This window comes from Sporomusa sp. (assembly GCF_057736855.1).
Genome location: NZ_JBYKYF010000109.1, coordinates 1 through 9,302 on the forward strand (window position 1 = coordinate 1; position 9,302 = coordinate 9,302).

At 44.7% G+C, this 9,302-nt stretch carries 9 protein-coding genes and 1 riboswitch; all 9 genes read right to left on the reverse strand.

Annotated elements, in window-relative coordinates; translation table 11 throughout:
- Positions 1 to 69: 69 nt before the first annotated feature.
- Positions 70 to 1,758 (reverse strand): propanediol/glycerol family dehydratase large subunit, encoded by a 1,689-nt coding sequence (locus tag AC29Z1_RS08860; protein WP_488271097.1) that lies wholly within the window; start codon positions 1,756 to 1,758, stop codon positions 70 to 72.
- An 18-nt stretch (positions 1,759 to 1,776) separates the two neighbouring features.
- The gene (gene pduB, locus AC29Z1_RS08865; RefSeq protein WP_488271098.1) at positions 1,777 to 2,568 is read right to left on the reverse strand and encodes a propanediol utilization microcompartment protein PduB; all 792 of its coding nucleotides are present in this window, start codon (positions 2,566 to 2,568) and stop codon (positions 1,777 to 1,779) included.
- A 24-nt stretch (positions 2,569 to 2,592) separates the two neighbouring features.
- The gene (gene pduA / locus AC29Z1_RS08870) at positions 2,593 to 2,871 is read right to left on the reverse strand and encodes a propanediol utilization microcompartment protein PduA (protein ID WP_488271105.1); all 279 of its coding nucleotides are present in this window, start codon (positions 2,869 to 2,871) and stop codon (positions 2,593 to 2,595) included.
- The gene (locus AC29Z1_RS08875; RefSeq protein ID WP_488271099.1) at positions 2,872 to 3,303 is read right to left on the reverse strand and encodes a EutP/PduV family microcompartment system protein; all 432 of its coding nucleotides are present in this window, start codon (positions 3,301 to 3,303) and stop codon (positions 2,872 to 2,874) included. It abuts the gene before it with no gap.
- Between the two features lie 6 nt (positions 3,304 to 3,309).
- Positions 3,310 to 3,651 carry an ethanolamine utilization microcompartment protein EutS gene (eutS, locus tag AC29Z1_RS08880; protein ID WP_488271100.1) on the reverse strand — a complete coding sequence of 114 codons (342 nt, stop codon included), beginning with the start codon at positions 3,649 to 3,651 and terminating at the stop codon, positions 3,310 to 3,312.
- A gap of 390 nt (positions 3,652 to 4,041) precedes the next feature.
- Entirely contained in the window at positions 4,042 to 5,706 is a 1,665-nt protein-coding gene (locus tag AC29Z1_RS08885; protein WP_488271101.1) for a response regulator transcription factor, read from the reverse strand.
- 20 nt (positions 5,707 to 5,726) lie between these two features.
- Entirely contained in the window at positions 5,727 to 6,941 is a 1,215-nt protein-coding gene (locus tag AC29Z1_RS08890) for a sensor histidine kinase (protein ID WP_488271102.1), read from the reverse strand.
- A 133-nt stretch (positions 6,942 to 7,074) separates the two neighbouring features.
- Positions 7,075 to 8,109 (reverse strand): nicotinate-nucleotide--dimethylbenzimidazole phosphoribosyltransferase, encoded by a 1,035-nt coding sequence (locus AC29Z1_RS08895; protein WP_488271103.1) that lies wholly within the window; start codon positions 8,107 to 8,109, stop codon positions 7,075 to 7,077.
- A gap of 167 nt (positions 8,110 to 8,276) precedes the next feature.
- Positions 8,277 to 8,473: riboswitch (cobalamin riboswitch) on the reverse strand.
- Between the two features lie 133 nt (positions 8,474 to 8,606).
- Positions 8,607 to 9,302 (reverse strand): ethanolamine utilization protein EutJ (gene eutJ, locus AC29Z1_RS08900; RefSeq protein WP_488271104.1); only part of this gene is annotated, 696 nt, incomplete at its 5' end.

Genomic DNA, 9,302 nt, shown 5'->3' on the forward strand with positions numbered 1-9,302 from the left:
ATCTTTTCCATCAGATGCTCTGAACCAATTTTCAATTACTTTCATTTTTCACACTAAATAATCACAAACTTAATCATTAATTTTAAAAATTTTATAAAAATCTTTAAGTTTATATTCTAAAATTATATTTTTAATTTCTTCCCAACGCTCTTTGCTGAGGCGATAGCCTGTACCAGGTCCAAGGTAGTCGTTCTTGTTGTTTACTGCACTGATAACATTGAGATTCTTATCAAGGATAGCCGAGGTATGGAGATAGTCGCCGGAAATCCGTTGTTTGAGTATACCTAGCGTATTTTCTGCAACGTCGGTAAAACCATTTTTGGCAAGCGCCTTTACGATATCAATACCAGTAATGCCGCGTTTCATCATGTCTTCCGCAGCCTTGATATCTTCTACGACATTGCGTTTAATAATCTCTTTGGTGCCATGGCAGTAAGTAGCTGCTTCCACTTCTTCATCAGTAATTGGCGGGAAACCTAACTCTTTGAATACAGCCTGAATGGCTTTAGCTGCTTTGTTGCGGATGGCAATAACCTTATCTTCTGATACCGGTTTGAGGCCGCCATCAACCATGAGGTCGCGCTGGAGTATATTCCAGTCATCATAGTCATCTACATCCCAGTTGGAACCGGCAAACATATTGTCATAGTTAGGAGTAGCGCTATAACCGGAACAAATGAAGTCAGTACCTGGCAATAGTTGCATTAGGGTACGGGCGGTTCTGCGAATATCGGAATGAGTAAATGTCTGGTCATTACTGGAAGCTACCTCCAGGTCCAGCATCGCGGCTGCCAGGTTTTCAGCAAGGATTGCACGAACACCGGAAGGAACAGCCGCCGGAACGCCTACGCAGCTTACTGAGCCGTTTTGCAGCCCTTGTACTCCAGCGCCTCTAGCAATCATGATGCAACGAACTTCAAGGTATAGCATGGATTTGCCTTCAGCATAACCCATTTGCACTTCTGATCCGGTACCGGAGGTAAAGCGCATTTTTAGCCCGCGGGATGCGTATGCAGACGCTAAGAAGGCTTTGGACCAAGGAGTGTCGTCACCATCAACAAATACGTTTTCAGTTCCATACACTGAGATGGTTTCGGCATAGGCCGTAATTCCTCTCATCCCTAAAAGCAGCTCAGTAGCTTCTTCCAGCGCGCATTGCGTGAGTACACCGCCGCGTCCAACTTGAGAACCTACCAAGAGGGCCAGAGCATTAAACGGGGCATACCGCACAACCGCTACGGTTGTTTCCATTTCGTCAAACCCGCGCAATGCGGCTTCGGCTGCATCAGCAGCAATAAGTACTGGATTGTCCTGAGGATTGGTTACATGGCATTGATTGGATGGAATCTTTCTGGCCCGCATTTTTTGCAGTGCCATCATCATTTCTACGACATTCATCGTATTGAGTACAGCAACAATCTTGGCAGCAGTCAAACCACGGGTTATTTTAACAACTTCTTCCCGGGATACATTGACGTCAGCCAACATCTTGGCAATTTCCACATCCGACATAGCCATGGCCTGCTCTGCAACCGAGGTATCTATGGCATAGTCAGCAATAAACTGATCAATAAAGTCAAACTGAGAACGCGGAATACCGTCCATCTCAACGACTTTACCGTTTTGAATTTTTATGCTGGGCTGAGGATCGTTAGGGCTGCCCATGGCCATCAGGCCAACTTCCGGCCACTCAGCTACAAACCCATCCTGATTGACAGGGCGGGTTTCTAACACTTCAAAGCGTTTGGATCTCTTCATCGTTAATTCCCCCTGTTCTTAGATGTACGGTTTGGTTGTCGACGGAGCCGGACCAGCCATAGCTTCTAATACTTTTAAACCTACTTCTTTAGCCGAGAGTACCGCCTGACGAACGGCGCCGGAATCGCCAGTAATCATAAGGATAACCTCGTTAGAATAGCTGGTGCCGCCAGCCGGGCTGGAATAACCGACGATTTCCACACTAGCTGTTTTGACTGCTACATCGGCCATTAAGACACCGATAGCCGCCGGTGCGCCAACAATGAGGCCAAAGGCTTTACCAATCGGGGCGCCAAAAGCTTTGTTAATCGCGTAGCTGGCGCGGGCAGTATATTGGAGTTCCAGGTGACCTGCCGCATTACCATATACATCGCCAAAGGTACGGTCAAGTTCTTTGAGAGCAACTTCAACAGCACGGCGGGCATCTGATACCTCTTCCGCCCCAAAGATAATTAACGAACCATGGCCTGCGCCGCCTTTAGTATCACGAGGCAGTTCAATGGAGACAATTTCGGTATTGGTGGCTTTTACGGCTTCATCCGCCGCCATAATCTGCGGTCCGGCACCAGTACGGGCACCAAGAATACCAATGGAGCGGTATTTAGAATCAAGTTTCATTTTTTCATGCAGCATGGAATCTACATTGGCAATAACCAAACCAACCGTGTCACCAATGGCAGTACCGACAAATTCGGTAATTCCCGGATTGCAGGCTACCTTTGCGCTTTCCTGTTTAAGCGCCGACGGCGCATCATTTTCCATGCGTTTTCTAATTTCATCCATTACCTTTTCAATTAACTGCTCTTGCATGATATTACACCTCCAAATGTATGACTATTTAAGTTTAGGAAGAATTTTTTCAACATCACTATGAGGACGAGGAATAACATGTACAGCAACAAGCTCTCCAACTTGTTTGGCCGCAACGGCACCTGCATCTACAGCAGCCTTAACGGCACCAACGTCACCACGTACCATAACAGTAACCAAGCCTGAACCAATCTTTTCATAGCCAACTAACATTACATTAGCCGCTTTTACCATGGCATCAGCAGCTTCAATAGCGGGTATCAACCCTTTGGTTTCAATCATGCCCAATGCTTCACCCACGATTTACACCTCCTTTTCTCTTAAAAATGCGGTTAATTCGGCCAAACCAGCTCCAGTAACAGCAGAAACGCAGAAAAAAGGCTCTTTAACTCCTGCTTGCCGGAGGCGAAGTTTGGCTTTTTCCTGGTCAGCGCCAGGAGCATCTATCTTAGTGACCACTCCCACTACCGGCCGCGGAAACATGGCGGCAAAACCGGGCGGAAGGGTAATACGGAAATCAGTGGCATCCTGCACCATAAGTACCAAATTGGCGTTGGTAGCAGTTACCGCCAGTGCGGTGTAAAAACGGGGCATTTGCGCATACTCTCCAGGGGTGTCAATGGCGTTATCATGAAAACAAATACTGGAAGTCTTAGCAGCCTTATTATCATTGTGTTTGAGTGCATGTATCAACGAGGTCTTACCAGCGCCTACAGGCCCTACCAGCATAATCATGGGCTGTTACGACCTTGTTACTTTAGCGGCTGCAAACCCAAGGCCGTCAGCTAATAAGCTAATGACCTGTTTTAAGGCAGCCTCTACTGCTGATACGTTACCAGTAATAACCACCGACCCCGTGAATCTGTCCATAAACCCGATTTGTACTGCTGCTGTTTTAGTAGCCGCATCTGCCGCAATAATGGCTGCTTCGCATGGCGTAATGGTTAAGATACCAATCGCCCCGGTATCTACTATACCTAGCTTCTCGCATAGTTCTTTCTTTGGATTGGCAATAAGATGGGCTAAGGTCACCTGTTTGCCTGGTACATATTCTTGAACCACTCTGGGCTTTTCCTGAACCATGACTATCCCTCGCAATCTGCTCAGCTTGTTAGTTCCTTGTAAAGTAGATTAACTGCAAATGTTAACCCTGCGGATATGAGTGCCTTACTTTCGAGACATAGACGCTCTAACTCCCGCTTATAGACCAATAATTGTTAGAATAAATTTCATTGTCAGATACAAAAGTTAGATTTTTTTGCAATTTTACCTTGAGATGAACTTGCCTTATCACAGGACATATTTGCGAGCATTCCGGTAGATAGTGATAATAGGAACAAAGCCCGCTGGCTTTTATGGTACATATTTGTCGTAGTACTAAGCATTTTGCAAACAAAAACAAAAAAAGACTGTTTTCACAGTCTTTTTTTGCATATATTTCATAACTTGACTATTATCAAAAAACCAATTGTATTATTTTGTTATGTCTTGGGAATTTGTTGCTTGTTTTTTAGTTTTTCGACTGGTCTTGCTGATTTTAAATTGCGCCCGGTATTGGTTTGGCGTAACCCCTACTTCCTGACGAAATACCCGGCAAAAATAGCTGGCATCTTGGTAGCCAGATTCAGCAGCAACACGTACAATCGTCTGCTCGGGGTTCTGCAGCAATTGTTTTGCTTTATCAATCCTGACCTTAGTTAAAAAATCAACAAAATTGCAACCCTTTGCCGCTTTAAAAATACGGCTGAAATAGTAGGGACTCAAATGCACAGTTTGGGCGACCTCTTCGAGGGAGATACTCTTGTGGAAGTTTTCGGTTATATACGCACACGCCTTATTGATCAGCCTTACATTCATACTTGTGCGATTTTCCAGCATGTTGTCCATAAACTGATCTAACGCATCAAGTATCCAACTACGTACTTCTTCCCTGTCAGCGCAATCTGTCAATTGTTTAATGCAGTTAAAGTTAAGCAGTGTCAGTTTTTCCAAACTGGCACCACCTTCAACAGCCGCTCTTGATAACACAATCAAGAGTTCCAATACGCAGGCTTTTACCATTTCAATACTGGCTTGCGCTGTAAAAATTTCACGTAAAAGCTGACGCAGGATTTCCTTGGCCTGCTGACGTTCTCCACAGCGAACCTTGTCTAACAGATTGCGTTCATAATTGAAAGGATAACGAAAAGCAACTTCACTTAAATGTGGCAGATCATCAATATGAATAATTTGATTATCACCAATATAAAATTTTTGCTGTTCAGCGCTGCTGGCCTCCAGATAAGACTTGTGCATCTGCAACGGATCATCATAATAACGGCCAATACCAATCGTCAAACTAATCCCTAATTGTGTTATCCCATCTCTGATCTTTTGGGCAATCTCTCTGACATGCGGCTCAACCTGTTGCGGCTCAATCTTGCCCGTATAACCAATCAGAATCACAATTTCATCGCCGCCAAACGGAACAACCAGCGACTCCTGACCGACAATGTCACAGATATGCTCGTAAACACGCTGCTTAACCATCTGCCGCTCCAGCTCAGAGGCGCTTCGGGTAATTTTTTTGAAATTATCAATATTAGCAACCAGGATAACACCCGAATCGGCCTTGATTCCCAGAAAATCGGCTCTGTCCCGAAAACTGGCTAAATCAGTAATTTTGCCGGTAATTAAATCGTGAATAAAAGAGTTTTTGATAAACGGCATAGCATGTTCTATAGTTTTTCTTAATTCAGCTTCTTCCTGTTCTCTGCGTTTACGTTCACCAACTTTGGCGACAACATTAGCCAGTGTCTGCAGTAAATCATTAGGATGCAACGGTTTTAACAAATACTCTGATGCTCCAATAGAAAGAGCCTCTTTTGCATAGCTGAATTCATCAAATGCTGTTAGCATAATAATCGCGGTATTGGGCAATACTGTCCGAATAGCGCGGGTGGCCTCCAGTCCATTAAGTTCCGGCATGCGAATATCCATGAGAATAATATCCGGTTTCTCCTCAATGGCCATGCTTACCGCACTTTTACCATCACCAGTTTCGCCAATAACCCGGACATCAGCACATCTTTTTTCGATAATAAAGCGTAAAGCCTGACGCTCTAATTGTTCGTCATCGGCAATCAAAAGGGTATACATAGCAGTCTCCTCTATTTTCATTAACCATAGGCTGGTAATAATAGGTACACATTAGTGCCCTGACCCACCTTACTTTCAATGCGCAAACCATATTGTTCACCAAAATAATGCTGAATACGCTGATGCACATTGTTCAGTCCAATTCCTGTCAAATGACCTTTGCTTGAGCGTTTTTCTCTTTTTAAAATAGTCCCCACCTGTTCCTGCGGAATTCCCACCCCAGTATCTGATACTTTGATAATGATTTTGTCATTGGTAGCATAACCACTGATATAAATATGTCCACCCTCTTTTTTCGGTTCAAGCCCGTGGATAATGGCGTTCTCCACTAATGGTTGCAGACTAAGGGCTGGAATTGATATTTTCATTAGATTTGGTTGTATATCAATGGTTGCCTGAATCCTATCCCCAAATCGCACCTTCTGGATATTCAGATAATCTTCAATGGACTTGATTTCTTGCTCTAAGGTTCGCATCTCCTCTAGATCTCTTAGATTGGTGCGAAGAAGAGCTGACAGAGAATGGACCACTTCTTGGGTACGCTCGGCCCCTTCAAGCAAAGACAAACGTGCAATCGTGTTAAGCGCATTAAATAAAAAATGGGGATTAATCTGAGCCTGTAGCGCTTTCAATTCTGCTGCCCGGAGCAAATTCTGCAATTCGGCTTTGGCCTTCATCTCTTCCATAAGCTGCTTCTGAATCAAATTGGTTGCGCTCATTTCTACAATATAGTTAGCCATAAGATGAAGCAGATCAGCAGCAGCCTTTAAGCGATACTCCGGGATAATGGCAATTTTATCAACAAGTTCGGATAAAATTTCTTTATCCATACCTAATGGCAAAAGACGATTAAACATTTCTTGTTTTGAATCAGAATCTGGCTTCGCTAATAACACTTGGCCTGCCAGCAAGGCTCCTACATATTCATTCTGGACAATAATGGGAGCAGCAAAATCAGTTAGGCCACTATGGCAGCGATAAATGACAGGACGTTGTTGCTCCATAGCCTTGCGCCCGCCCCGGTCATCACAAGCCTTACAGCGCTCAAAACCTTCAGAAAACGAACGAACATAGCAGCAAAAATCAGTAAATTTACTTGGTTTGGTTACAGGCGCACCATTAGCATCCACAATTACGGCAGCTATACCCGTAGCTTCCGAAAATTTATTCTGTATTTCCTGCAGGTTTTGAAGATTGATAATTTCCTCGAGATTAAACCGTGTGCAGTTTTGCACAAAACATCCCCCCTTCTACCAAGCCAGCCCTAATATATGGGAAAAATTAGCATGTCTATGTTCCTGGTCAGGGGATATTTTGGCTATTACTGCAGTCAACTCCTGCTATACATCGCAATCAGTCAACAAAATATTACCTTACAACCACCTGCTGTGGATCCGGCTTACTTAAATCAAAATCAGAAAGCCTAGCCATATTGTACATGGTATAGGCCATAGTTTTGAGCATTGACACCATTAAAACCGCTCCCGTACCTTCCCCTAATGCCATGTTGGCCTTAATCGGCACATCCTCAGCCAAAATATTGCCTAACAACAAGGCATAGCCCATCCCCGGTTCTTTGGACATATGGGATGGCAGTCCGTAACGCTCTACTTTTTTATTCATACGGGCAGCGCAGGCAAAGGCTACGGCAGTAATAAAACCATCAATAACAAACGGTATATTGCGTTTAGCACATTCTGTCATCCCAGCACAAATAGCCACAATATCAAAACCGCCTACACACCGCATAATATCTTCGATCCGGAAAAAGCTTTCTCGGTGCCGTTCAACGCCTTTGGCTACAACCAAACATTTTTTCTTCAGAATCTCAGTTCTTGGAGCACTGGCACCATAACCGACAACAAATTCAGGCAGTATGCCAGTCATCGCATGCAACACGGCTGAAGAAGTAGTAGTATTGCCAATTCCCATTTCACCAAATGAAATCAAATTAGCACCATGGGTATCAACAGCATATCCCACCATCTCCTCGCCAACGCGCCAAGCCTTGTCAAATTCATCCTGATTCATAGCTGCTGCTTTCATAAAATTCTGGGTCCCCGGCGCCACCCGACGGTATATGCCTACTGATTTTGCATGATTAATACCGACATCAATGACTGCATACGGAACCTGATTAGCCTTGCAAAAACAACTAATAGCAGCCCGCCCATCTACCATATGTTTTGCCTGCAAGTACGTAATTTCGCTAGAAAAATCAACGACTCCCTCTTCCACGATGCCATTATCGGCGGCGAAAATCAAGTGATAGGGTTTTACCTCCGGATGCATGGTTCCCCAAGCCAATAGCATTTTTTTAAACAGCTTTTCCAATAAACCCAAGCTATTTGGCGGTTTTGCTGCACCATTAATTAAATTGTCTACTTTAGCTTCATAATCCACGCTAATCCCTCCTATTATGCTCATTTTATATCTACCCAGCACCAATGGTACAGCATCATATGGTGCGTGATCCTAGCTTTAAGCGAATATAGTCAAAAACCTAGCCCAAAAGGGCTAGGTTTACTTTCATAAATCTGTCCTTCTGGTACTACCTTTGGCGCGAAGGTAAATAACAGTCAAAACAGGCAGGTCTCCTGGCTTACGGATTGTAGGAACCCTCTGGCCTTCCCGCTTGCCGGTGGCATAGGTTAAGGGTTCCTCCCCGATTACAGTAGCGCGACCGCGTCGTTTCAGGATGTAATCCTTCCGAACTTCCCTATTCTCCTCATATGCAATAAGAAGCACCTGTATGATGGCAGAAATGCAATGATATCTTTACTTACTTTGCACACTTCGATAGAAAAAATAATTCTCCTGCCAGATATGTAACGTCCGCAAGATGTTAAAGCATTTAGCCAAAAAAGTGCTATTTCCCTTGTTTTTGCCTAAAACAAGTATTAGCCAAACATAGCAATTCCCAGCGGAGTAACCAGCAAAGGGTGAGGCGGCACATGGACCTGCCGGCCAAATGCCTGACTGAATGCTTTCTCAAACCCCTGCAAATAGGCAGTGCCTCCCACTACATACACAGGATAATCAGCAAACTCCTCCCGGCCTGCTAACATCTGTTTTACTACAGTAGCCATTTTTTCAATAACAGGCAACACAACCGGCATAATTTTGGGGTGCTGGGAAACGTCCCGTTTCATCAGCTCTGCTTCTTCCAGCGGAATTTTATACGCCCCGGATAAAACCAGCGACATATGAGTGCCTCCAGTTGGCTCGTCGGCGGTAAAAACCAGTTCACCGTTACGCAAAACAGCAATACCGGTAGTACCGCCACCAATATCCACCACAATCCCATGACTAATATCCAGGGCTTTAGCCGCTGCTACCGGTTCGTCTACCTGGCACACAGGGTCCAGGCCAGCTCCGGCAATAACATGACTACATGCCATTGCATTACGCCCCACCGTTCCCGGCGGAATAGCGGTAGCTCCTTTGTCAAGAGTGACACCCAACCGTTCTTCCACTTCAGCTTTTAACTCTTCCACAATAACCATAGCCCCACGGAAATCAACTACCAAGCCGTCCTTTACCACCGAGGCCCATCGTAGACTGCCAGCTACTGGATATCCCGCCGCGTCAGTCAC